Origin of the sequence: Hymenobacter amundsenii, assembly GCF_002204745.1 — a bacterium.
GTDB lineage: Bacteria > Bacteroidota > Bacteroidia > Cytophagales > Hymenobacteraceae > Hymenobacter > Hymenobacter amundsenii.
Window position 1 is genome coordinate 54,424 of record NZ_NIRR01000005.1, and the last position, 23,574, is coordinate 77,997.

Sequence of the window (23,574 nt, forward strand, 5' to 3'; positions counted from 1 at the left end):
GCCCCGTTTCCTTTTTATTATCCCTCTGCTACCTCGCTAAACCTGTCGTTATGCGTTTGAATTTCTGCCGTTCCGTTCTGCTGCTCGGTCTCCACCTGCTCTCCGGCTCCTTGCAAGCCCAGCAAACTACCACGGCCGCCGACCTCATCAAGCAGGGGGTGGCCCTCTTCGACCAGGGCAAGCCCGACGAAGCGGTGCTGCGCTACAAGCAGGCCCTGCGGCAGGAGCCAGCCAACCATGTGGCCCGCTACGAGCTGGCCATGACCTACAACTCGCTGGGCCAGAATGAGGAAGCCGTAAGCCTGTGCCGGCAGTTGGCTAAAGACGACCCAAACCCCGGCCCCAGCCTCTACGACACCTGGGGCAACGCCCTCGATGGCCTTCACAAGAGCAAGGAAGCCGTGAAAGCCTACCAGCAGGGCCTGCGCCGTTACCCCAACGAAGGCTCGCTGTACTACAACCTGGGCATAACTCAGGCCGCGAGCCTGGGGCAGTTAGACGAGTCGCTGGCGAGTATGCAACAGGCCGTGCGCTGTCGGCCCACCCACCTCAACTCGCTTAATTCGCTGATGCAGCTCACCCTGGAGCAGGGCAACCGCGTGCCGGCCCTGCTCGCAATGCTGCGCCAGCTGCAACTGGAGCCCACCGGCGAGCGGGCCGCCGCCACCCTCGCCCGCCTCGATAAGCTGGTGGGCCAGGGCGTAGCGCAGACCGGCGAACAGGCCGTGACTATCAGCGTAGCGGCAGAAACTATGAAGGGCGCCGGCAAAAAAGGCGGCCCCGACAATTTCGCCAGCGCTGACCTGCTACTGAGCATGAGCGGGGCCCTGGACTTCGACGAAGCGAACAAGGATAAAACGCCCACCGAGCAGCTCATCCGCAAGCTCGAATCTCTGGTTGGCGTGCTAGATGAGCAGCGCCCCGCACAGCAGCAGGGATTTGCCTGGCAGTACTTCGTGCCGTATTTCGTGGAGCTGAAGAAGCAGGGCTACCTGCCCGCGCTGGCCTATTCGGTGCAGGAATCCCGCGCTGCCGCCACGCCTGAGGTGCAGCAGTGGCTGGCGGCCCATACGGCCACGCTGGCCGAGTTCCAGGAGTGGTCGGATGCTTACGCCTGGCCGAAGTAGTTGCGGGGCTACCCCCGCAACTGCTCACGCCCGAAACCGCCGCGCTCTATAACCTGCTCCACAAACAGCGCCTTGCCCGGCACCCGCAGTAACGCCTGATGCAGTTCCTCCGACACGCCGGTATAGCGCACCAGCCCCCCGTGGCGGTATTCGATTTCTAGCGTTAGCGTGGCCGGGTCGTAGCCCACGGCTTTGAGGGAAGTAGAACGGATAGGGCGGCGTTGCATAGATGGAGAATAGTATAAAAAATGAAACGAACATAAAGCAGGTCGCTAAATTCACCTTTTCCCCCGTCTATCTATGTATAGGGACATACTATCGGGAGGCTTCGGCTTACTTATGCTATTTGCTGGTTGCCGAAATGATGATACGTTGCCACAAAAAGAGCAGCGGTTGGTTTACGATTATCGGATTGATGTGGAGGAAACGGCCATGTCGATGCCGCAGAGAATACTAAGCGTTCAAACCGGCAGGTCTATCTCGGCATTCTATAATTATAGAGCATCAGCTTACCTTTTTATCTATTCGAGAATTTATCCGGTAGAACCACAAAAAGCGGACTCCTTTCGGCGCATACGCCGCGTACCTCAAGACACGCTGACTATCGTTTTAACCCGTCCTCAAACTGATACCATTTACACCTTAACCCAACGGATATTCATGCTTCCACAACAGGCGGCGTTACGTGATAGTATACATCCGCCGGTCTATGCCCAGCTACACGACACAGATCCTTATCTCGTTGTTAGACTACGTCCCAACGCGTATCGTGGTCCTGCTTATCAGTGTACGAGCTATGAGGAAGAGAGTGGCGCTAGCTATAATTTGCATAATTATCTACTGACGCTACAGCGGCGGCATCTAAAACTCAAGTAAAGTTGCTGTTTAGTTATCAAGTACCTTAAAATACACCTTTACACCGCTGGCTTCTTTTTGGCGGCCACCTTCTTGCCGGCTACCGGGGAAGCGAGTTTGCCGGGGTTGTCGGCCAGGAATTTGCCCCAGCTTTTGCCGCCGGCCTTCACGTTGTTGCCCTTCTGGTAGTGGTGGCAGAGGGCTACACCCAGCGCATCGGTGGCGTCGAGGAACTTGCTGGCTTCCGCAATGGGGGGCAGCGTGAGGGTCTGGCGCAGCATGTGGGCCACTTGCTCCTTGGTGGCGCTGCCCGAGCCCGTGACGGCCTGTTTTACCTTGGTGGGCGCGTACTCCACGTACGGAATCTGGCGGGAGAGGCAGGCGGCAATGGCCATGCCCTGGGCCCGGCCCAGCTTGAGCATGCTCTGCACGTTCACGCCGAAAAACGGCGCTTCAATGGCTAGCTCGTCGGGCAGGTACTCGTCAATCAGCTCCAGCATCCGCTCGAAAATGCGCTTGAGCTTAAGGGCGTGGTTGGTGCCCAGCTTCTGCATGTCGATAACGTCGTAGCAGAGCACCGTCACCTTCTGGCCCCGCACCTCAATCACGGCGTAGCCCATAACGGACGTGCCGGGGTCGACGCCCATAATTACTTTGGGCAGCAGTTCGGAGGAAGAGGCGAGGGGAAGAATCATATTTTTGAGCTGTCAGCTGTCAGCTGAAAGCTAGTAGCTGTTAGCTTTTTCGTTGGCTGTTGGGCCAGTTAGCTAATTTGATAAGTGATGAAAGCCTGTATTTGGAACCAGGGGCTTATCAAAGCTAGCATTTTACGCAGTAGCTTCGCCTGAAAAAAGGCTAACAGCTACTAGCTTTCAGCCAACAGCTCCACTATGTTATCACCCCAAAGCTACGTCCAAACCCCCGAACCGCGCCCGGCCCCGGCGCGGCGGCGCGGCTGGGTAATAGCGGGCAAGTTGGGCATCACGCTGCTCACGCTGGGCCTGCTCTGGCACTCGGTGGTCGATAATGAAGCTACGGCGGCCGCGTGGCGGGGGCTGCTAGCCCGCAGCCTCGGCGGCCAGGGGCGCGGGCCAGTGCTGCTGGCCCTGCTGCTGATGCCCGTCAACTGGGGCCTGGAGGCCTGGAAGTGGTGGCGGCTGGCCCGGCACCTGGAGCCTGTTTCATTCCGGCGCAGCTTTCGGGCGGTGCTGGTGGGTCTCACCCTGGGGTTCGTAACGCCCAACCGGGTAGGCGACTACGCCGGCCGCATCATGGAGCTCAAAAGTCGCCGGCTCGATGCGCTGGGAGCCGTTTTTCTGGGGCGCTACTGCCAGCTAGTGGCCACAGTGGCGGCCGGTACGCTGGGGCTGCTCTACTTTCTGGTGCGCTTTTACCTGCCCGGCTACCCGGCCGCCCAGCTCGGGCTGGTGGTGCTCACGCTGGTCATCAACCTGTTAGTGTTGCTGCCGCTCTACTACTCCGAACTGCTGGTGGCGGCCGTGCAGGCCGTGAAACCGTTGCGCCGGTTTGCGCGCTACCTGGCCGTAATGCCCACCTACCCAGCCCGGCTGCTCACGCATGTGCTGCTGATTTCGGGCCTGCGCTACCTGGTGTTCGGGGCGCAGTTCGGGTTGCTGCTGCTGGCCTACGGGGTGCGCGCGCCGCTGGGGCCGGCGGCGGCGGCCGTGGCGGGCACGTTCCTGCTCAAGTCGCTGGTGCCCTCGCTCAATGCCCTGGCCGATGTGGGCGTGCGGGAGCTGTCGGCCACCCATCTGTTCGGGCTGCTGGGCCAGCCGGTGCTGCCGGTACTCAGCGCCAGCCTGAGTTTGTGGGTACTTAATATCGCCGTGCCCAGCGCCCTGGGCCTCATATTCGTGCTGCGCTTGAAAGTGCTGCGCCGCAAAAAGCCGGCAGCGGCCCCCGCCGCATGAGGGCCGCCGCCTGGCTCAGCACTGCGGCGTTGCTGGTGCCCGCCGCGCTGTATCTGGGCCAGATGGGGCGCTTCCGACGGGCGTGGCAGGCGCTTACCCCACCCCCTTCCCCTCCCCTCCGGGAGAGGGGTGCGTTCACGAATCTTTGAACTCGCGTTTGGCACCCCTCTCTCGCAGGGGAGGGGAAGGGGGTGGGGTGAAAAGCCCTGCCTTCTCCGTTCTTATCGCCGCTCGTAATGAGGCCGAAAACCTGCCGCATTTGCTGCGCGATTTGGTGGCTCAGGAGCCGGTGCCGGGTGGGTTTGAGGTGCTGATTGTAGATGACCACTCGACCGACGACACGGCCCGACTAGTGCGGGAGGCCGCCGCCACGCTGCTGGTGCGCCTGCTCACGCTGGCCGACCAACCCGGCAGCCCCACCGGCAAGAAAGCCGCCATCCGGGCCGCCGTGGAAGCCGCCCGCACGCCCTGGCTGCTGTTTACCGATGCCGATTGCCGGCTGCCTACCGGCTGGGTACGGGCCTACGCTGGAGCTGTAGACCGCGACACGGCCGCTCGCTTCATCAGCGGGCCGGTGCTGCTCACGGGCGCGGGCGCTTTGGCCACCTTGCAGGGCCTGGAACTGGCGGGGCTGGTGGGGGTGGGGGCGGCCGGTATCGGGCTCGGGCAGCCCACCATGTGCAACGGCGCCAATCTAGCCTACCGCCGCGCCGACTTCTTCGCCGTGGGCGGTTTTGCCGGCAACGAAACCGTGGCCAGCGGCGACGACGAGTTTCTGCTCCACAAGCTGCACGCGGCCTTTCCGGGCAGCATCCGGTTTCTGGCTGAGGAGGCGGCCATTGTGCGGACGGCTGCCCAGCCCACGCTGCGGCAGCTGCTGCGGCAACGAGTGCGCTGGGCCAGCAAGTGGCAGCACTACCAAACCCGCGCGCCCCAGCAGCTGGCCGTGCTGGTACTGGCCGCCAACCTCACATTCCCAGCCGGGGCCGGGTTGTGGGCCGCCGGTTTGGTCCCGGCCCCGGTAGTGGGGCTGGCCTGGGCCGCCAAGTTGCTCGGCGACGGCCTGCTGCTGCGGCCGGTGCTGCGGTTTCTGGGCCGCCCCGGCTGGCTGCTCTGGGTGCCGGTGCTCCAGCTGGCCTACGCCCCCTACGCCCTGCTGACGGGCCTGGCCGGCCTGCGCGGCGGCTACGAATGGAAGGGCCGGCAGGTAGGAGGGAAGTAAGCCCGACTGTGGCCCAGACTTCAGTTCTTGCCACAGTGGGGCCAACAGTATACGGTACCCATTGAAACCCGAAAAAGCTTGCTTTTACGGCAGTTGGGGGCGTACTTCATAGGGTAATTGCTATAGCTCATTTGTCCTATGAATAAGAACATGCTAGAAATCGTGATGCCCGCTAGCCTGGCGGTGGTGGCTGGGGCCATCGGAGCGTGCCTGCTGCTACTGGGCGGCGAGCTGACCGGAGTTCAAGATTATGAAAGAGCGGAGTCGTTGTCGCTTACCAACGAGGCAGTAGCAAGCGCTCCGGCCGCTGATTCAACTTCAATCAGTACGGTGCCTTTATCGCCAGAGCAATACGCCTCAATAATGGCCGGCGACGCGCTATTTAAAGGCAACTGCGCCCAATGCCACGCCGTGAACGATGTGGTAGTAGGACCCGCGTTAGGCGGGGCGCGGAAGCGCAGGCCCGAAACCTGGCTGCGGGCGTGGGTCAGAAACTCCGGTAAGCTGGTAGCTAGCGGCGACGAGTACGCGGTGAAAATCTTCAATCAGTACCAAAAGCAACAAATGCCGAGCTTTCAGCTCTCGGATAAGGAAATCAGCCAGATCCTGGACTATGTGGAATCCAACGAGGCGCGGGCAGTAGGACTAGTAAGGCTGGTTGAGTGAACAGCCTCCTTTTTAACCTCCGCGCATCCCTGCGCATCCCGCTGCGAGAAAACCCGCCAGCCGGTTACCTTTGCCCCGAACCCGCTACCCACTCCGTGACCGACGCCGAATTTGATGTCCTCGACGAACTCTACTTCGTCACCCCCTTCGCCGAGCTGCTGAAAAAAACCGGCCTGCCGCGCCCCGAGCTCGTCGAAACCCTGCGCCGCCTCATGGACGTAGGCTACGTGCGCAGCTTCTGGCCCGACCCCGATACCGAGCTGGCCTACGAGGAAAGCTCCTTCGGGGCCCTGGTGGGCGACTGCCAGTTTCTGGCTTCCAAAGAAGGGCTGCTCCAGCACAACACCCGCTAAATGGCCGTTGCCGCGCCTGCTGCCCCTACCGTGCCCGTAGCCGCCCTACTGCCGCCGGCCCGGCCGCCGGGCTATTACGTGCGCCAGCGCCTGCTGCGCAACACGCCCGCCATGCTGGGCCTGGGCTTTATCGTGCTCTGCACGCTGGTGGCGGTGCTGGGCTACTGGGTGCTGCCCGACAACTCGCCTTCGGCCAACAACGGCCTGGTGCAGCTGCAAAAGGAAGCGCCCGGCTTTCGGGCCACCATTCTGCGCCTGCCCCGCCCCGCCGCCGTGCGCGGGGCCGACAACATCTTCCTGACCTGGTGGCAGGGCCGCACACCCCGCTTCCGCGAAATGCCCATCGGTAGCTACCGCATCGTCGGCGACTCGCTCATCACGACGCCCTACCAAAACCACTCGGCCCTCGCCGACCGGCGCCAGGCCTATGCCCTGCGCGAAGTGGCTGGCCAAATGGGTTCGGCCGCCGAACTAGCTCCGCTGGCCCGCCAAAACATCATCCAAAGAACGTACTGGCTAGGTACTGACAAGGCGGGGCGCGACGAGTTGAGCCGGCTGTTGCTGGGCACCCGCATCAGCCTGGGCATTGGGCTGGTGGCAGTAATTATTTCGGTGCTGCTGGGCATGCTGGTGGGGGCCGTGGCGGGCTACGTGGGCGGCTGGGTCGATAGTTTGCTGCTCGGGCTGATGACGGTGGTGTGGAGCATTCCGGGCATTATGCTCGTGATTGCCATTTCGCTGGCCCTCGACAGTAAGGGGGTCTGGACGTCGTTCGTGGCCGTGGGCCTGACCATGTGGGTGGACGTGGCCCGGGTGGTGCGGGGGCAGATGTTGAGTTTGCGCTCGGCTACCTTCGTGGAGGCCGGCCGGGTGTTGGGCCTGCCCCAGAGCCGCCTGATTGCCCGCCACTTGCTGCCCAACATGACCGGCCCGCTGATTGTGCTGGCCACGAGCAATTTCGCGGCCGCCATTTTATTGGAAGCCGGCCTGAGTTTCTTAGGTTTGGGGGTGCAGCCGCCGGCTCCGTCTTGGGGCCTGATGGTGAACGAAGGCTTCCAGCTGCTCGGCACCCAGGCCGGCCTCTGGCTCACGTTGCTGCCCGGCCTGGCCATCAGCCTGCTCGTGCTCAGCTTCAACCTGCTCGGCAACGGCCTGCGCGACGCCTACGACCCCAAAACACCACTTTAATCAATAAGTGACTCGGTGAACGAGTGAACAAAAAATCATTCGCCCGTCTACCCCTTCACCAACTCACCGAGTCCCTCATTCACCGATTCACCTCCGCTATGCCGACCACTACCCCCGAGAAGAAGTTGTTTTTGAAAGAGCGGGAGTTAGGGGCGTTGCTGGAAATCACCCAGGCCATCAACCAAGACCATTCCGAGGCTGCGCTCTACCGCATATTCCAGTTCACGCTGCTCGGCCAGCTCAATATCCGGCGGCTGGTGCTCTACGTGAAGGAGGAGCGCGAGTGGGCCTGCATGGCCTGTTTCGGGGCCGGGCTGGCCGATTTCCGCAAGGTGGAGCTACCCTCGGCCATCACCGATACCTGCAACACCGTACCCTGCCACCTGCGTGATATGCTGGGGTTGGGGCCCGTGTGGGAAAATCTGGAAATTGCGATTCCGGTGGTGCAAAACGGCTACGTGCTGGCTTACGTGTTCATCGGCAACGTGTACGAGGACTACGCCGGCGAGGAGGCTACCAAGTTTCTCCAAACGCTGAGCAACATCCTGGTCGGGGCCATTGAGAACCGCCGGCTGGCCCGGCAGCGGGTGGCTTCGGCGGCCATGCGCAAGGAAATCGAAATTGCCCGCGAAGTGCAGACCATGCTCTTTCCGCGCACCCTGCCCAACGACGCGGCCGTGGCCGTGCACGCTAGTTACGTGCCCCACACGGCCGTGGGTGGCGATTACTACGATGTAGTGGAGCTGGATGAAGGCCGGGTGCTGTTTGCCGTGGCCGACGTGTCGGGCAAGGGCGTGGCGGCCTCGCTGCTGATGTCCAACTTCCAGGCCGGGCTGCGCACGCTGCTCCGCCAAAAGGCCGATCTGGCCACGGTGGTTCACGAACTCAACCACCTCATTTTCCGCAACGCGGGGGGCGACAAGTTCATCACCGTGTTCTTTGGCCTCTACAACCGCGCCACCCGCGAGTTGCAGTACGTAAATGCCGGCCACAACGACCCGCTGCTGGTGCCCGATTCCGGCCCCGTGCAGGCCCTGCGCGACGGCACCATCATGCTCGGCGTGATGGACGAGGTGCCCATGCTCAACGTGGGCCGCGTTATCGTGCCCCCTCACAGCCTGCTGCTCACTTACACCGATGGCCTGACGGAGGTATTCGACGCCGCCCAAAACGAGTTCGGTGAGGAGGGTGTGCTGCGCGTGTTGCGCCAGACCCGCTATGCCCCGCTACGCACCATCCACAGCGAGCTGCTGCGCGAAATCACGGCCTTCGACCAGTCCGGCACCGGCTTCGCCGACGACGTAACGATTCTAAGCTGCCGGTTTAAGTGATTTTGGGTGATGGGGTGATAAAGTAATGGGAACTGTCATGCTGCGACTCCGCTCAGTATGGCGTTCCTTTTCTCACTTCTCACTTCTCACTTCTCACTTCCTCCCGCACCCAACTGCCTACCCGAATCAGCAGAAACAGGTCGATGAAGAAGAAGGAGCCGATCTTGTCGACTTCGACCAACTCGTTTAGCAGCAGGTGAAAGATGATGATGACCAAGCTTAGGCCAGCGGCTAGCAGCACGTAGCGGGGTTGCGAGCCGGGCGCGGTGCGGTGGTAGAGGTTTTCGACGGTGAGCAGGGCCACGGCCACCAGCGCGATGAACAGGATCAGGCCCGGGAAGCCCTGCTCGGCCAGCAGCAGCAGGAAGTAGTTGTGGGTGGTCGATTTTTCGGGGTTGTCGCTCACGTAGGTGCGGAAGCTGCGCACCGTGTAGCGCTTGTACTCGGGGTAGAACGTGCTGGGGCCACTGCCCACCAGGGGCTTGTCGGCGGCCATGCGGCCGGCCGCTACCCAGCGGTACACCCGTTCCATGCCCGATACGTCTTCGAGTTTGTAGGTAGCCTCCAGGTGCTTCTCGAAGTTGTCGCCGTTGAAAACCGTGGTTTCGTAGTCGGGCGCGTAGAGCATATAGGTGTTCTGGCTGGCGAAGTACGCACCCCCAGCTACCGCTGCCGCTAGCGCGCCAAGCAGCAGCAGGCGCGTCTGGCGCAGGCGCATCACCCCATAAAACAGCCCCGCCACCGGCACCGACAGCACCGAGGCCCTGGTGTAGGAGGTAATCAGCCCGAACAGGAGCACCAGGCCCCCCAACGCCCATACCAGCCGAGTGCGCCCCGTAGTGGTACGGATGCGGTAGAGGGCAAACGGCAGGGCCAGGGCCAGCACGGTGGCATAAATCACGTGGTTGCGGTAGAACGGCCGCACTGCCTCGTTGATGGAGTCGAAGCTGAAGCCATGGGCCGCGTGCTTGCCCGCCGTGAGGAGCACCGTGAGGGCTGCCCCCACAATGTAAATGCCGGCCACCCGCCATACGTCGGCGGGCCGGCGCAGCAGCAGCAGCGTACCCAGCCCAAACGGCACGATGTACCACACCTTGGCCAGCAGGTACTTAACAGACTTGGTGGTCTCAACCGAAAACGCGGCCGATACCACCGACCAGAACAGCATCAGGGCCAAGATGATGACGATGGGGTGGGCCAGTTCGCGGCTCGCAATGGACGCCCGCCCCATAAGCAGGGTAGCCAGCACGCAGCCCGTCACCAGCAGCATCAGCGGCTCGGAGGGCACGTCGAGGCTCAGGCCGCCGGGGAGTCCTACTTCGCGTGAGAAGGCTAGCGTCAGGAATAGCAGGTAATACAGAATGCGCCACTCGGTGAAGAGCACCAGCAGGCCCAGGGCACCGGCCACCGGCAACAAGGCTTGGGGCGAACTGCCCAGCAGCGCCGCCGCGCCGCCCGTTACCAGCAGCAGCACGAAGCCTACGAAAATCCGTTGGGCCGGGTCGGAGGGCAGCAGGGAGGTTAGTCGCCGGATCACGGATTAGCGCGGATTTTAACGGATTTCACGGATTCTGTAAGCGGAGGGCAACGCCGCGATTAGGGCAGCAACGGTCCGCTTGGCTACAAGTAAAATCAGCCCGCTACCGAACAAAGCGGCCGCGCCGATAGTACCCCCTAAGCCCTTGCTACGCGGGGCCGGGTCGTGCGCCGCCATAGTTCGAGCAGCGTAATCACGACGATGGAAAGGGCCAAGGTGAGGAATACAGATCCTACCACGATCAGCCAGCGGATGGGCTTGCTTTTCTTGGTGGCCGGATAGGCTTTCTGCACGATGTAGAGCGACGAGATTTTACCTTTCAACGACACGTCGGCCGTTTCGTAATCGCCGCGGGCTTTTACGAGTCGATTCTGCAAGTCGGTCGTGCGCGAGGCCAGCAGGTTAAGCGAATCGACGCCCATCGTGTAGGCTTCCAGGTTCATGACGTTGCCGCCGTCGGCGCGGAGCAGGCCGCGCAGGGCCCGGCGCAGGCCGGCGGCCTTGCCGGAGTTGCCCTCGCCCTCGGCCTGGTGCAGCTTGCTTTCCACTTCCACAATTTCGCGGCCCAGGTAGCGCGACTGCTGCTCCAGGCCGTAAATGCCGTAGCGCTTGCGGGCCTGAATCAAGAGTTGGCGTGAACGCTCGAACTCGGTGTTCAGAAACTGGAACCGCTGTTCGTAAATGCCGAGCACGTTGCGTCGGTTTTCGAGCGTGAGCTGCTGGTTCACCGAGTCGATGGCCTCCACCATGGCGTTGGCAATATCGGCGGCCAGCTTCTTGTCGCGGTCGAGGAAGGTTAGCTCGATGGCGTCGCGCTCGTTATGCACGATGCTCAGGTTAGAGCCGAACTCGCGCAACGTGGCATCGTCGGCGGCATCGTCGCCGGGCTGGCCAGTTTTGTAGTGCTTGTAGAGGTCGAAGCGCTTGATCACCAGATCGGCCACCGGCTGCGACTCGCCGATGGTAATGACGCGGTCCAGGTCTTCGGTACGGCCATTGAGTTCGAGGCGGCTGCCTTCTGTGGCAATGCGGTCGGGGTCGGTAGTCTGGGGGTTGGTGGGGATGAAGACTGCCGTCGATTTATAGATGTTGGGCAGCAGCAGCGCCACTACGATGCTCACCACGGCGGCCAGCACCACGGCGGCTAGCACCAGCTTCTTCCAACGATTAACAATCGGCCATAGGCCCAATAGCGAATAAACAGGCTCCGACATAGACAAAACAGGCCACGCCAGCAGAAAGTGGAAAGGGAAGATGCGCTGGCAAAGGCAGGCAAAGATAGCGGAAAAAAAGCCCGCTGGCAGCGCTGTGGGCCCGCCCAAAGCCCACCGGCTTTTGTGTAGTTTTACGCCCCGCTGCTTCGCAGGGGCCCACTGTGGCCCGGCCAGCGGCCCGAATTCCTTCTTCTCAGGCTAGCTTTTTCTCGCGCATCAAACGCTTTTTCGGAAATATCGGCTTCGTGGTGCTGCTCAACCTGCTGGTGAAGCCCGGCTGGGTGGTGCTCGAAAACGTGGTGCAGGACCGCCTGGGCCACGAGCTGTTCGGCACCTTCACGGCCGTGCTCACGCTGGCCACCATCGTGGCGGCCGTTTCCGATCTGGGTACTACTCAGCTCAGCACCAAGCGCCTGGCGGCTTCGGCCAGCTACTTCACCGATTTCTTTCCCACGCTGCTGCCCCTGCGGGCCGGGCTGGGCGTGGGCTTCCTGGGCCTCACGGTGGGGCTGGGCTGGCTGCTGGGCTACCAGGGCTACTGGCTGCTGGTGCTGGCCCTAACGGCGGCCGGACTGCTGTTCACCCAATACACCCAGTTTTTGCGGGGCGTGCTCCAGGCCGACCAGCGCTTTAATACCGATGCCGTGCTTTCGGTGCTGGAGCGGGTGCTGCTGCTGGGGCTGGTGTTGGCGCTGCTGCCGCTGGGCCTCACGCTCGAAGGATTCGTGGGGGCGCGGGTGGCGGCGGGGCTGTTCACGCTGCTGCTGCTTTTTGGGCTTATCCGCCGCTTTTATGGGCGGGTGCGCCTGCGCCCCCGCTGGCGGCAGGCCCGGCAAGTACTGCTCGAAAGCCTGCCGCTGGCCTTTATTACGCTGGTATATGGCCTGAACGAACGAATTGACATGCTCATGCTCGAACGGCTCGTATCGGCCCGTGAGGCCAGCTATTACGCCGCCGCCTACCGCTGGGTCGATGCCGTGATGATGTACCTTTGGACGGTGCTGCCGCTGTTTTTTGCCCGTTTCGCCCGGGCCACCGGCCGGCCCGGCGAGCAGCAGGAGCTGCTCTGGTTCGGCCAGCGCGTCGTCACGGTGCCGTTGCTGCTGGTGGTAGCCTTCGGGCTGTTTCGGGGCGAGGTGCTGTTCTTCCAGTTCGAGCACAGCACCCCGGCCGAAATAGCGCGCATGACCCAGTGCCTGCAAATTCTGTTTCTCAACGTGCTGGTGCATGCGTTCTTCGCTATTTACAGCACGTTGCTCACCAGCACCGACCACGAGAAGCCGGTTTCCTGGCTCGTAACGGGCAGCATCGCGCTCAACGTGGGTCTCAACTTTCTGCTCATGCCCCGTTACGGAGCGCTGGCCGGGGCCGCCAACACGCTGTTGTGCGCCGTGTTCGTGTCGGTGGGCTACGTGTGGCTGGTGCCGCGCCGCACCGGCGTGTCTCTGCCGCTCCGCATGTTGGGCCGGCTGGCGCTGGCCTTCGCTGGCCTCTGCGGCGGCTGGTACGCGTTGCGCACCTACGCCGGCTTGCCTTGGTGGCTGGAAACCGCCCTGGCCGCCTGCTGGCTGCTGGCGCTGGTATTCGCGCTGGGCGTGGTGCGGGTCGCGGAAATAAAAGCCGTACTACAACGTAAAAAAAAGGCCGAAAACGGGTAGAGACGCATTTTTGCGTCTCATCGTTGCTGACGTTGAACGGTAGCCCAGGACGATTAAGAGCGGCAACGACGAGACGCAAAGATGCGTTTCTACAACTCCAACTCACTGCCATGCACATCGCCGTCAACGTCCGTTTTTTGCTGCCCGGCGATAAGCTGGAGGGTATTGGGCGGTTCACGCTCGAAGTGTTGCGCGAGTTGGTGCGGCAGCAGCCGGAGCACACGTTTCACTTCCTCTTCGACCGGGCATTTGATGAACGGTATCTGCTGGGACCGAACGTGGTGGCCCATGTGCTGAGTCCGCCGGCCCGGCACCCGTTGCTGTGGGTGGCCTGGTTCGAGGGGGCGTTGGCCCGCTGGCTGGCCCGGCACCGCCCGGCCGTATTCCTGAGCCCGGATGGCTTCACCACGCTGCGCACCCAAGTGCCCCGCGTGACGGTCCTCCACGACCTGGCCTTCGAGCACTTTCCGCAAGATGTGAACCGGCTGGTGCTGGCCTATTACCGCTTCTTCACGCCCCGTTTCGCCCGGGCCTCGGCGCGGCTGGTGGCCGTGTCAGAAGCCACCAAGCAGGACATTACGGCCCGCTACGGTACCGATCCGGCCAAGATTAGTGTGGTGTATAACGCCGTGGATGCGCACTTCCAGCCCCAGCCGCCGGAGCAACAGCGGGCTACCCGGGAACGGTACGCGGCCGGCAAATCCTACTTCCTGTTCGTGGGGGCCTTGCAGCCGCGCAAGAACCTAGTGAACCTGTTGCGGGCCTTCGACGCGTTCAAAGCCGCCACCAACGCCCCGGTAAAGCTGCTAGTTGTGGGCCGCACTGCCTGGAAAGCCGGCCCCATCTTCGACGTGTACCAGCAGCTGGCGCACCGCCATGATGTGCACCTGACCGGCCGCGTAACCGACACTGAACTGGTGGAACTCTACGCCGCCGCCCTTGGTACCTGTTACGTGCCCTACTTCGAGGGCTTCGGCATTCCCGTCATCGAGGCCCAGGCCTGCGGCTCGCCCGTCATCACCTCCAATTGCAGCTCCCTACCCGAAGTAGCCGGCGATGCCGCCTGCCTCGTCGACCCATTTTCCGTCGAATCCATAACCGCCGGCCTCACCCGGGTCTACCAGTCAGCCGACTACCGGGAGGAGCTGGTAACGCGGGGCTACCGCAACGTAACGCGTTTCAGCTGGGCCGAAAGCGCCCGGCGGTTGTGGCGGGAAATTGAGCTAGCGGCTTTTGCCAATGAGTGAAGAGATAGGAACACTCATGCTGAGCGCAGCCAAAGAACTTCGCTTGCTGATACTCGAAAATATGCCAGCGGAGCGGTAGAGATTCTTCGACTACGGCTCACGCCTTCGCTCAGAATGACGTTCCTTTACTCACCTCTCACCTCTCACCTCTCACCTCTCACCTTGCACTTACACCGCATGCCGGAGCTGGTGCGGGGGCTGTTTCCGGACTGCCTCTGGACCATGCCCGCCACCGATCCGCCCACGCTCTACCTCACCTTCGACGACGGGCCAATTCCGGAGGAGACGCCCTTCGTGCTGGAGCAACTGGCCCGCTACGAGGCGCGGGGTACATTTTTCTGCGTGGGCGAGAATCTGGAGCGCCACCCCGAGGTGGCCCGGCAGGTACTGGCCGAGGGGCACCGGCTGGCCAACCACACCTACCACCACCTCAGCGGCTGGCGCCATGCCCGCCCCGCCTACCTGGCCGACGTGGCTCGCTGCCAGGCGGTGTTGCAGGCATTGCAGCCCGAGGCGCGGCCCCTGCTGCGCCCGCCCTACGGCCGTATCACGCGCGGGCTGGCCCGGGAGCTGCACGCCACCCACCAGGTAGTGATGTGGGACCTGCTCACCTGCGACTACGACCGGGATTACGCCCCCGCCCAGTGCCTGGCCACCGCCATCCGCCTCACCCGCCCCGGAAGCATCGTTGTGTTCCACGACAGCGTCAAGGCCAGCCCCAACCTGCGCTACGTGCTGCCCCGCTACCTCGGTCACTTCGCCGGTTTAGGCTACCGGTTCGCGGCGTTGTAAGATTGATGATTGATGCAGGGGTAGAAAGGCCTTCATTCTGAATGACGTTCTTTCCAACCAAAACAATCCACCAAAAATTAAAAAATGCTCCTGTTCGCGCTTTACTTCACGGGTTGGTTCACCTTGCTGGTCGCGGCCTCGCTGGTGCTGGCCCGGGGAGGAGGGAGCCTGCTGGGGCCAGTACCGGAGCTGTTGCCCCGGGTGAGCATCCTGATTGCCGCCCGCGATGAAGCCGCCACCATCGGCCGCTGCCTGCAGGCCATTCGTGCACTGGACTACCCACCGGAGCTGGTGGAAGTGTTGCTCGGCAACGATGGCTCGACTGACCAAACCACGACCGTAGCGGCGGCGGCCATGCAGGGCTACGCGGGCTCGTTTCGAGTGCTCGATATCCGGGAAAACCTCGGCTCGGCCCGGGGTAAGGCCAACGTGCTGGCCCACCTCACGCGGGCCGCTACCACCGACTTCTTTTTTATCACTGACGCCGATATTGCCGTGCCCGTCACCTGGCTCCCCGGCCTACTGGCCCACCTTGGCCCGGGCGTAGGCAGCGTTACGGGTATCACGCTGGTTACGGGTCCGGCGCTTTTCCACCGCCTCCAGGGCCTCGACTGGCTGCTTTCCCTGGGCCTGGTGCAGGTGGTCACGGACCTGGGCCAACCAGTAACGGCCATGGGCAACAACATGCTCGTGACCCGCACTGCCTACGAGGCCACCGGGGGCTACGAGGCCCTGCCGTTTTCCGTGACCGAGGATTTTGAGCTATTCAAGGCCCTGGGGGCGCGGGGTTTCGGGAGCCGCAATCTGTACCGGCCCGAAGTGCTGGCCGAGTCGCTGCCCCAGTATAGCTGGCGGGGGCTGCTGCACCAGCGGCGGCGGTGGCTGCGCGGGGTAGAGCAGCTGCCCGGCTGGCTGCAAGCGTGCCTGGCGCTCTATGGTTCGTTCTATCTGGTGCTGCTGGGGCTGGCCGTGGTGGGGCCCGGGGCGGCGCTGGCGGTATGGGCCGCGAAAGTGGTGGTGCAGGGCGCGCTGGCGTGGGTCTGCTTCCGGCGGGTGGGCCGCCGGCCGCCGCTGGAGCTACTGCCGCTGTTCGAACTATACACCCTGGCCCTTTCCGGCAGTTTGGTGCTGTTCCGGCTGCTGCCCCTGCATTTCGAGTGGAAAGGGCGCCGGTACCGATAAATAACCGGTTGTTTTTTAACCGTTTCGGGTTCCGCTTTGGGAGGCCGGAGGAGTCTGCAAAAGGCCGGAGTGCGTGTGCCCTAAGCGTATGGGTGAAAGCGGGGCGCTTAGCGCGAAACCCTGTTTGCATGGCGTGTGGGTGGTTTTTGCTGGCCGAGCGACTTACATTTGGATACTATGCCCCGTCGGCTTCGGCCAACCAGGTGTAGTGGGGTTGTTCTCACCACTAATTTCCCACCACGTTCTGCGCTTCTCTATGTTCCTATTTCACTCCCGGGCCGCAATCCTGGCGGCCGCGCTGTTCTGCGCGTCGTGCCAGACCACTACCTCCACTTCCGAAACTGCCGCCACCGACTCTCCCGCGGCCGTGGAAGTCAACCGCCAGCAGCAGCTGCTGGCCAACGAGGCCAAGATTGACGCGCTGCTGCAAAAGCTGACGCTGGAGGAGAAAATTGCCATGATTCACGCCAGCTCCTCCTTCACCTCGGGCGGCGTGCCCCGGCTCAATATTCCGGAGCTGGTAACCTCCGACGGCCCCCACGGCGTGCGCGTGGAGCACGGCCGCGACTGGGAAGTAGATAAGGATGTGAACGACGCCGGCACTTACCTGCCCACCGGTAACACTCTGGCCGCCACCTGGAACCCCGAGTTAGGCTACGCCTTCGGGGAGGTACTGGGCAGTGAGGCTGCGTTCCGGGGCAAGGATGTGATTCTGGGGCCCGGCATCAACATCATCCGCACGCCCCTCAACGGCCGCAACTTCGAGTACCTGAGCGAGGACCCCTACCTGGTCTCGAAAATGGTGGTTGGCTACATCCGGGGGGTGCAGGACCAGGGCGTTTCGGCCTGCGTGAAGCACTACGCCGCCAACAATCAGGAGCTGCACCGCAACGACATCGACGTGGACATGAGCGAGCGGGCCCTGCGCGAAATCTACCTGCCGGGCTTCAAGGCCGCCGTGCAGGAAGGCGGCGTGTACACGCTGATGGGTTCCTACAATAAGTTCCGGGGCACCTACGCCACCGAGAATGCCTACCTGATGAACGATATTCTGAAGGGCGAATGGGGCTTCAAGGGACTGGTGATAAGCGACTGGGGCTCGGTGCACGACACCCAGGAAGCCATGCGCAACGGCACCGACCTGGAAATGGGCACCGACCTGACCCTCATGTACCAGTCGGTGGACCAGACGGCCAGCGTCCTCACGCCCGCCATGAAGGTCAACCTCTACGACCGGTTCTACTTCGGGACGGCGGGGCTGGAGGCCGTGAAGAAGGACCCGGCACTGGTGCCCATGCTCGACGACAAAGTGCGCCGGATTCTGCGCGTGATGTACGCCACCAACATGCTGGAGGGTGCCAAGCGCAAGGCCGGCATTTATAACTCGGCCGAGCACCAGGCCACGGCCCTCAAGGTGGCCGAGGAAGGCATCGTGCTGCTCAAAAACGAAGGTAACCTGCTGCCCCTGAGCAAAACCACCAAGACCTTCGCCGTTATCGGGGCCAACGCCACCCGGCCCAACTCCATGGGCGGCGGCAGCTCCCAGGTGAAGGCCAAGTACGAAATTACGCCCCTCCAGGGCCTGCAAAAGGCCCTCGGCCCCAATGCCCAGATCAACTACGTACCCGGCTACACCATTGCCCGCGGTCAGAAAGCCGACCCGAAGCTGATTGCCCAGGCCGTAGCCGCCGCCAAGGCCGCCGACGTGACCATCTTCGTGGGCGGCTCGACCCACGGCTACGACTACAAGGTGTGGAGCGACAACGCGTACGACGCCGAGGGCTACGACAAGCCCGATATGAAGATGCCATTCGGCCAGGATGAGCTGGTGAATGCCGTGCTGGCCGCCCAGCCTAACACCGTGGTGGTGCTCATGGGCGGAGGGGCTATTGATGTATCGGCCTGGGCCGGCAAGGCCCGCGGCATTGTGGAGGCCTGGTATCCGGGCATGGAAGGCGGCAACGCGTTGGCCCACGTGCTGTTCGGCGACGTGAACCCCTCGGGCAAGCTGCCCTTCACCTTCCCCGTGAAACTCGAAGACTCGCCCGCCCACAAGCTCGGCGAGTACCCCAGCACCCCCGGCAACCCGCTCAAGCAGACCTACAAGGACGATATCTACGTGGGCTACCGCTACTTCGACACCTATAAAGTGGCGCCCCAGTTCGCCTTCGGCCACGGCCTGAGCTACACCAGCTTCGAGTACGGCAAAATGGAGGTGAAGCCCGGCTCGCGCAGCGCCACCGTCACGCTGTCGGTGCGCAACACCGGCAAAGTGGCCGGGGCCGAGGTGGTCCAGCTCTACGTGCACGACGACCAGGCCAGCGTGAAACGGCCCGAAAAGGAGCTTAAAGCCTTCCAGAAGGTGTTTCTGAAGCCCGGCGAAAGCAAAACCGTCACCCTCACCCTCAGCCCCGACGCCTTCCGCTTCTACAACGAAGCCCAGAAGCAGTGGACCCTGGAGCCCGGCCGCTTTACCCTGCTCGCCGGCTCCTCCAGCCGCGACATCCGCCAGCAGGGCACGGTGGAGCTGTAGCGGTTTGGGGCTGAGTTGAGATACTGTCATCCTGAGCGGAGCGAAGGACCTTGTACCACCCACCGTGCTGTGGTACAAGGTCCTTCGCTCCGCTCAGGATGACAGTATCTTTGTGGCCTATCCCTACACCCCAGTTCCCCAGTCTTCCAACATGACCTTTTCCGATTCCCACGCCCACGTGTACTCGCCCCATTTCCAGCCCGATCAGGACGAGATGCTGCTCCGGGCCTATGAAAACGGCATCGAAACGATCTTCATGCCCAACATCGACCACGAAAGCATTGAGGCCATGCTGGACGTGGAAGCGCGCTACCCCACGCAGTGCTACGCCATGATGGGCCTGCACCCCTGCCACGTCACGCGCAACCTGGAGCGGGAGCTTTACGAGGTGGAGGAGTGGCTGGGCCGCCGGCCGTTCGCGGCGGTGGGGGAGTGCGGCATTGATCTGTACTGGGATAAAACCCTGCTCGCCGAGCAGCAGGAGGCCCTGCGGGTGCAGGTGGCCCTCGCCAAAAAGCATGACCTACCCCTGGTGCTGCACACCCGCGAAGCCTTCCGCGAAACCGCCGACATCATTGCCCAGGCCCAGGACGGCAGCCTGCGGGGGGTATTTCACTGCTTCTCGGGCACCCCGGCCGAAGCCGAGGAGGTGGTCCGGTTGGGCTTCCGGCTAGGCATCGGGGGCGTGGCCACGTTCAAGAACGGCGGCCTCGATAAGGTGCTGCCCGGCCTTGGTCTGGAGCACCTGCTGCTGGAAACCGACTGCCCTTACCTGGCCCCCATACCCCACCGCGGCAAGCGCAACGAGCCCGCCTACGTGCCCCTGGTGGCCCACCGGGTAGCCGAGCTGCTGGGGTGCCCAGTGGAAGAAGTAGCCGCCGCCACGACCCGCAACACGCTGGCACTGTTTGGGGAGGTGGGGAAGTAGGGGAGAAGAGAACTGTCATGCTGAGCGCAGTCGAAGCATCTCTACCGCTTCGTTGCAATCGACAGGGTTGCCATTGCGGTAGAGATGCTTCGACTGCGGCTGCGCCTTCGCTCAGCATGACGGGCTTTTTGCCCTCATCACTGCCATCACCGCCTCACCACCAAAAACCAACGACTACCTTAGCGGCTCCACCCGAACCCGTTCCTACCCGTGCCCGTAACGCTGTCCTCCGCCCCCGAAACCTCCATTCTCGTTATTTACACCGGCGGCACGGCCGGTATGGCCTACAACAAGCGGGGCGAGCTGGTGCCGATGAAGTTCGACCAGATCCGGCGCAAGATGCCGGAGCTGCGCCAACTCAACATGCAGGTGGACGTGACCAACCTGGGCGAGCCCATCGATTCGAGCAACGTGACCACCGCCGACTGGCTGCGCATGGCCGCCCTCATTGCCGAAAACTACGACCGCTACGACGGCTTCGTGGTGCTCCACGGCACCGATACCATGGCTTACTCGGCGGCGGCACTGAGCTTTCTGCTCGAAAACCTGGGCAAAACGGTGGTCTTTACCGGGGCCCAGGTACCCGTGGGCCGTATCCGCACCGATGCCCGCCGCAACCTGGTTACGGCCCTCGAAATGGCCGCCGCCCGCCACCCGATGGCCAAAACCGTGCGCGTGCCCGAGGTGTGCCTGTTCTTCAACGACCTGCTCATCCGGGGCAACCGGGCCAAAAAGGTGGAAAGCCAGCAGTACGACGCCTTCCGCAGCGAAAACTACCCGCCCCTGGCCCGGGCCGGTATCGAACTGGCCTTCAACGACGAGCAGATTCGGCTGCTACCCGCCGGCCCTTTGCGGGTGCACGAGCGGCTGGAGGAGCGGGTAACCATCTTGCGCCTGTTCCCGGGCCTGACCGAACGCATGGTGCGCGCCCAGCTGGAGGTGGCTGACTTGCGCGGCTGCGTGCTCGAAACCTACGGCTCGGGCAACGCGCCCACCGCGCCCTGGTTCCTGGGGTGCCTGCGCGAGGCTACCAACCGGGGTGTGCTGCTGCTCAACGTGAGCCAGTGCGAGGAGGGCCGGGTGTTGCAGGGCCGCTACGAAACCAGCGCCTACCTCTCCGATATCGGGATTGTGGGCGGCGACGATATTACGGTGGAAGCGGCCATCACCAAGCTCATGTTCGTGCTCGGCCTCAGCGATAACCCCGCCCAGGCCCGCCGCCTGCTGGCCCAAGACTTGCGCGGCGAAATCACGCCAATCTGAGGTTTAGGGCTGCCGGAGCTTGCGTATCCCAAAAATCGGGTGTTATTTTGCGCCACCTAACCGCATCCTGGATGCGCACCCAGAGGGGTGTCCGAGTGGTTGAAGGAGCACGCCTGGAAAGTGTGTATGGGTGCAAGCTCATCGTGGGTTCGAATCCCATCCCCTCTACGTAAAGCCCCGTTTGCTACCAGCAAGCGGGGCTTTTGCTTTTACCGGCGTGTTTGCCGGGCCGGCTAACCTGGCCCGTCAGGCCGCAATGGTGGCCCGGACCGATGGCCCTGGGGCAGCTCCAACAGCCAGCGAGAGGGGCAGGCCTATAATGAACTCGGTGTACTCGCCTTCCTGGCTTTCCACCCTGAAGGTGCCGCGGTGGCCCTTGGTCACGATATCGTAGCTCAGGGAGAGGCCTAGGCCGGTGCCTTCGCCGGTGGGTTTGGTGGTGAAGAAGGGCTCGAACACGCGGCTGCGCACGGCCGGGCTCATGCCGGTGCCATTGTCGCGGACGCATATGCCTACCTCCGTGGCGGTCTGCTGGGTGCCCAGGCTTACTTCGGGCTGGAAAGCGGGGCCCTGCTGCTGCTGCTTTTCGTGCAGGGCATAGAACATATTGGTAAACAGGTTGAGCAGTACCCGGCACAGGTCCTGGGGTACCACCCGCAACTGCGGCAGGTGAGGGGACAGGTGCAGGGTAAAGTGGGCGCTGAACCCCGGGTGTGCGGCCAGCCAGTGCTGGTAGGCGCGGTGCAGGCAGTCGTCGGCCAGGGCGTTGAGGTCGGTTTCCTGGGGCTGGCCGCTGCTGGCGCGGGAGTGCTCCAGCATGCTTTTCACGATGCGGGCGGCGCGGTGCCCGTGCTGGTTGATGCAGGCCTGGTCTTCGCGCAACTCCGTCAGCAGCTCCGTGCTCAGGGCCCGGCCGGCCGCCGAGAGGTGCTCCTTATTCAGTTCCTCGGTAAGCTCGTCAATCAGCTCCAGGCTGACATCGGAAAAGTTGTTGATAAAGTTGAGCGGGTTCTGCATTTCGTGGGCCACGCCAGCCGTCAGCTCGCCCAACGAGGCCAGCTTCTCGTGCTGCACCAGCTGGGCCTGGGCGGCCTGCAACTCGTTTAGGGTTTGGTCGAGGTGGTCGCGCTGGGCGGCAATCTGCTGGTTTTTTTCCTTCAGGCGGCGGTTGCTGGCCTGCTTAAGATACACGTTGCGCAGCAGCAAACCGGCCAGCAGCAGCACGCCGCCCAGGCCCGCGAGCAGGGCATAGAATTGCTGGCGCTGGCGGCCCGCCTTCTGGGTCTGGAGCTGGCGGGTTTTGGTGAGCAGGGCAATCTGACTGCGCTTCTTGTCCAGCTCGTAGCTGTAGCGCAAAGCGCCGGTGCGGCGCTGGGTGTCCTCCCCCGAAAGTGTTTCGTCGTAGGCCATCTGCAACGTCCGAAAACGGTAGGCCGGCCCAAAATCGGTTTGGTCGGCGTAGGTTTCGGCCAGCAGGCGGGCCGCGCCGCGCACAATGCTTTTACGTCCGCTCTGCTGGCCCAGTTCCAGCGCCGCGTTGGCTAGTACCAGCGCGCTGTCGGGCTGGCGGCCCAGCTGGTAGGCGCGGGCCAGCGCCAGCGCCACCGCCGACCGGTTGAAGGCATCGTCGCTGAGGCGCACCAGTTGGCGGGCCCGTTTGCCGTGGGCCAGGGCCGCTACCGGGTCGCCCAGCTGGCTGTACACGTCCGACAGGCTGACTTCGAAGCCTGCCTCGCCCTGCTGGTCGCCCTGCTGTCGGCTCAGGCGCAGGGCCTGCTGGTAGCAGCGCCGGGCCCGGGGCCAGTCCTCCAACATCTGGTACGTATCGCCGAGTGTGCTCAGCGACGACATTACCAGTTGATGGTCTGCGAGTTGCCGGCCATTTCGGAGCGTGGCTTGGAGCACCGGCAGGGCTTCGGCATAGTTACCGGTCTGGTAATAGGCCGTGCCCATCACGAACCTGAGCCGGGACTGGGTTTTCAGATCCTGGGCGCGCTCGGCCTTGGGCAAGCCCCGCAGCGCGGCCGCCAGGGCTTCCACGGGGTTGTCCTGCACCATGCCCAGAGTCCCGAGCTCCAGCCAGGCGCGGCCTTCGCCCTGGCTGTTGTGGCGGTGGGCGTAGAGGCGGCGGGCCTGCTGGGCATAGCGGTAGGCCCGGGCCGGCTGGTCTTGGCGGCGATACAGGTTGCCGAGCGCCAGCAGCGCCTCGCCCTGGCCCACCGAATCGGTTAGGGCGCGGGCCAGTTGCAGGGCCTGGAGGCTCAGCTGGGTAGCCTGAACGGCATCAGTATTCTTAAGCAGGTGAGCCAGGGCCTGGAGCCGCCGTACCCGCACGGTATCGGGCCGGCGTTTGGTGCGCAGCAACTGTCGCAAGCTATCATCGGGGGTCGGAAGGGCAACTGCGGGTGGTTCCATCACCAGCAAGCTCAGAAACAGCACAACCAGGGAGCGTTTCATAGGTGTGTAGGTAAGGCAGAAGAACAGAACGGGGCAACGACGCTGATTGGCACGCATACTACCGGCAAAAAAGGCGGCCGCACTGTGGCG

20 protein-coding genes and 1 tRNA gene are annotated in these 23,574 nt (G+C 63.2%); 16 read left to right on the forward strand and 5 right to left on the reverse strand.

Annotated features, from left to right (window positions below):
- Positions 1-50 precede the first annotated feature (50 nt).
- Positions 51-1,127: a tetratricopeptide repeat protein gene (locus CDA63_RS05195; protein WP_088463392.1), complete on the forward strand. Its 1,077-nt coding sequence runs from the start codon at positions 51-53 to the stop codon at positions 1,125-1,127.
- Positions 1,128-1,135: 8 nt separating this feature from the next.
- Here the strand turns inward: CDA63_RS05195 and CDA63_RS05200 are convergent, their stop codons facing one another.
- Entirely contained in the window at positions 1,136-1,354 is a 219-nt protein-coding gene (locus CDA63_RS05200; protein WP_088463393.1) for a KTSC domain-containing protein, read from the reverse strand.
- Between the two features lie 112 nt (positions 1,355-1,466).
- Between CDA63_RS05200 and CDA63_RS20345 the strand changes: the two genes are divergently transcribed.
- The gene (locus CDA63_RS20345; protein ID WP_126546746.1) at positions 1,467-2,003 is read left to right on the forward strand and encodes a hypothetical protein; all 537 of its coding nucleotides are present in this window, start codon (positions 1,467-1,469) and stop codon (positions 2,001-2,003) included.
- A 38-nt stretch (positions 2,004-2,041) separates the two neighbouring features.
- Here the strand turns inward: CDA63_RS20345 and ruvC are convergent, their stop codons facing one another.
- The gene (gene ruvC, locus CDA63_RS05205) at positions 2,042-2,677 is read right to left on the reverse strand and encodes a crossover junction endodeoxyribonuclease RuvC (protein WP_088463394.1); all 636 of its coding nucleotides are present in this window, start codon (positions 2,675-2,677) and stop codon (positions 2,042-2,044) included.
- Between the two features lie 195 nt (positions 2,678-2,872).
- On the opposite strand from ruvC, the gene CDA63_RS05210 reads away from it, so the two are divergent.
- The 6 genes from CDA63_RS05210 (at position 2,873) to CDA63_RS05235 (ending at position 8,673) form a co-directional block, all read left to right on the forward strand.
- Positions 2,873-3,913, forward strand: coding sequence for a lysylphosphatidylglycerol synthase transmembrane domain-containing protein (locus tag CDA63_RS05210; RefSeq protein ID WP_088463395.1), 1,041 nt, complete (start codon positions 2,873-2,875; stop codon positions 3,911-3,913).
- Positions 3,914-4,109: 196 nt separating this feature from the next.
- Complete coding sequence (locus CDA63_RS05215) at positions 4,110-5,135, forward strand: glycosyltransferase (RefSeq protein ID WP_165768198.1); 1,026 nt, start codon at positions 4,110-4,112, stop codon at positions 5,133-5,135.
- A 138-nt stretch (positions 5,136-5,273) separates the two neighbouring features.
- A complete protein-coding gene (locus tag CDA63_RS21255) occupies positions 5,274-5,801 on the forward strand; it encodes a c-type cytochrome (RefSeq protein ID WP_242434552.1) in 528 nt (175 codons plus the stop codon).
- A 95-nt stretch (positions 5,802-5,896) separates the two neighbouring features.
- Entirely contained in the window at positions 5,897-6,154 is a 258-nt protein-coding gene (locus CDA63_RS05225; protein ID WP_088463397.1) for a MarR family transcriptional regulator, read from the forward strand.
- Positions 6,155-7,342, forward strand: coding sequence for an ABC transporter permease (locus CDA63_RS05230; protein ID WP_088463398.1), 1,188 nt, complete (start codon positions 6,155-6,157; stop codon positions 7,340-7,342). It abuts the gene before it with no gap.
- A 98-nt stretch (positions 7,343-7,440) separates the two neighbouring features.
- Entirely contained in the window at positions 7,441-8,673 is a 1,233-nt protein-coding gene (locus CDA63_RS05235) for a PP2C family protein-serine/threonine phosphatase (RefSeq protein ID WP_088463399.1), read from the forward strand.
- A gap of 79 nt (positions 8,674-8,752) precedes the next feature.
- Here CDA63_RS05235 and CDA63_RS05240 read toward each other — a convergent pair whose 3' ends face one another.
- Both CDA63_RS05240 and CDA63_RS05245 read right to left on the reverse strand, forming a co-directional pair.
- Positions 8,753-10,210: an O-antigen ligase family protein gene (locus CDA63_RS05240; RefSeq protein WP_088463400.1), complete on the reverse strand. Its 1,458-nt coding sequence runs from the start codon at positions 10,208-10,210 to the stop codon at positions 8,753-8,755.
- 137 nt (positions 10,211-10,347) lie between these two features.
- Complete coding sequence (locus CDA63_RS05245; protein ID WP_088463401.1) at positions 10,348-11,424, reverse strand: GumC domain-containing protein; 1,077 nt, start codon at positions 11,422-11,424, stop codon at positions 10,348-10,350.
- Between the two features lie 161 nt (positions 11,425-11,585).
- Here CDA63_RS05245 and CDA63_RS05250 point away from each other — a divergent pair, with 161 nt between their 5' ends.
- The 8 genes from CDA63_RS05250 (at position 11,586) to CDA63_RS05285 (ending at position 21,195) form a co-directional block, all read left to right on the forward strand.
- Positions 11,586-13,082, forward strand: coding sequence for an oligosaccharide flippase family protein (locus CDA63_RS05250; RefSeq protein WP_088463402.1), 1,497 nt, complete (start codon positions 11,586-11,588; stop codon positions 13,080-13,082).
- A 110-nt stretch (positions 13,083-13,192) separates the two neighbouring features.
- Positions 13,193-14,329: a glycosyltransferase family 4 protein gene (locus tag CDA63_RS05255; RefSeq protein WP_088463403.1), complete on the forward strand. Its 1,137-nt coding sequence runs from the start codon at positions 13,193-13,195 to the stop codon at positions 14,327-14,329.
- Between the two features lie 162 nt (positions 14,330-14,491).
- The gene (locus tag CDA63_RS05260) at positions 14,492-15,121 is read left to right on the forward strand and encodes a polysaccharide deacetylase family protein (protein WP_317044037.1); all 630 of its coding nucleotides are present in this window, start codon (positions 14,492-14,494) and stop codon (positions 15,119-15,121) included.
- A gap of 84 nt (positions 15,122-15,205) precedes the next feature.
- On the forward strand, positions 15,206-16,303 hold the full coding sequence (locus CDA63_RS05265; RefSeq protein ID WP_088463404.1) for a glycosyltransferase: 1,098 nt from the start codon (positions 15,206-15,208) through the stop codon (positions 16,301-16,303).
- Positions 16,304-16,559: 256 nt separating this feature from the next.
- Positions 16,560-18,836, forward strand: a complete 2,277-nt coding sequence (locus CDA63_RS05270) for a glycoside hydrolase family 3 C-terminal domain-containing protein (RefSeq protein WP_088463405.1) — start codon at positions 16,560-16,562, stop codon at positions 18,834-18,836.
- 151 nt (positions 18,837-18,987) lie between these two features.
- Entirely contained in the window at positions 18,988-19,764 is a 777-nt protein-coding gene (locus tag CDA63_RS05275) for a TatD family hydrolase (protein WP_088463406.1), read from the forward strand.
- Positions 19,765-19,974: 210 nt separating this feature from the next.
- Complete coding sequence (locus CDA63_RS05280) at positions 19,975-21,027, forward strand: asparaginase (protein ID WP_242434553.1); 1,053 nt, start codon at positions 19,975-19,977, stop codon at positions 21,025-21,027.
- A gap of 81 nt (positions 21,028-21,108) precedes the next feature.
- Positions 21,109-21,195, forward strand: a tRNA-Ser gene (locus CDA63_RS05285).
- Between the two features lie 78 nt (positions 21,196-21,273).
- Here CDA63_RS05285 and CDA63_RS05290 read toward each other — a convergent pair.
- The gene (locus tag CDA63_RS05290) at positions 21,274-23,484 is read right to left on the reverse strand and encodes a tetratricopeptide repeat protein (protein WP_165768199.1); all 2,211 of its coding nucleotides are present in this window, start codon (positions 23,482-23,484) and stop codon (positions 21,274-21,276) included.
- Positions 23,485-23,574 lie beyond the last annotated feature (90 nt).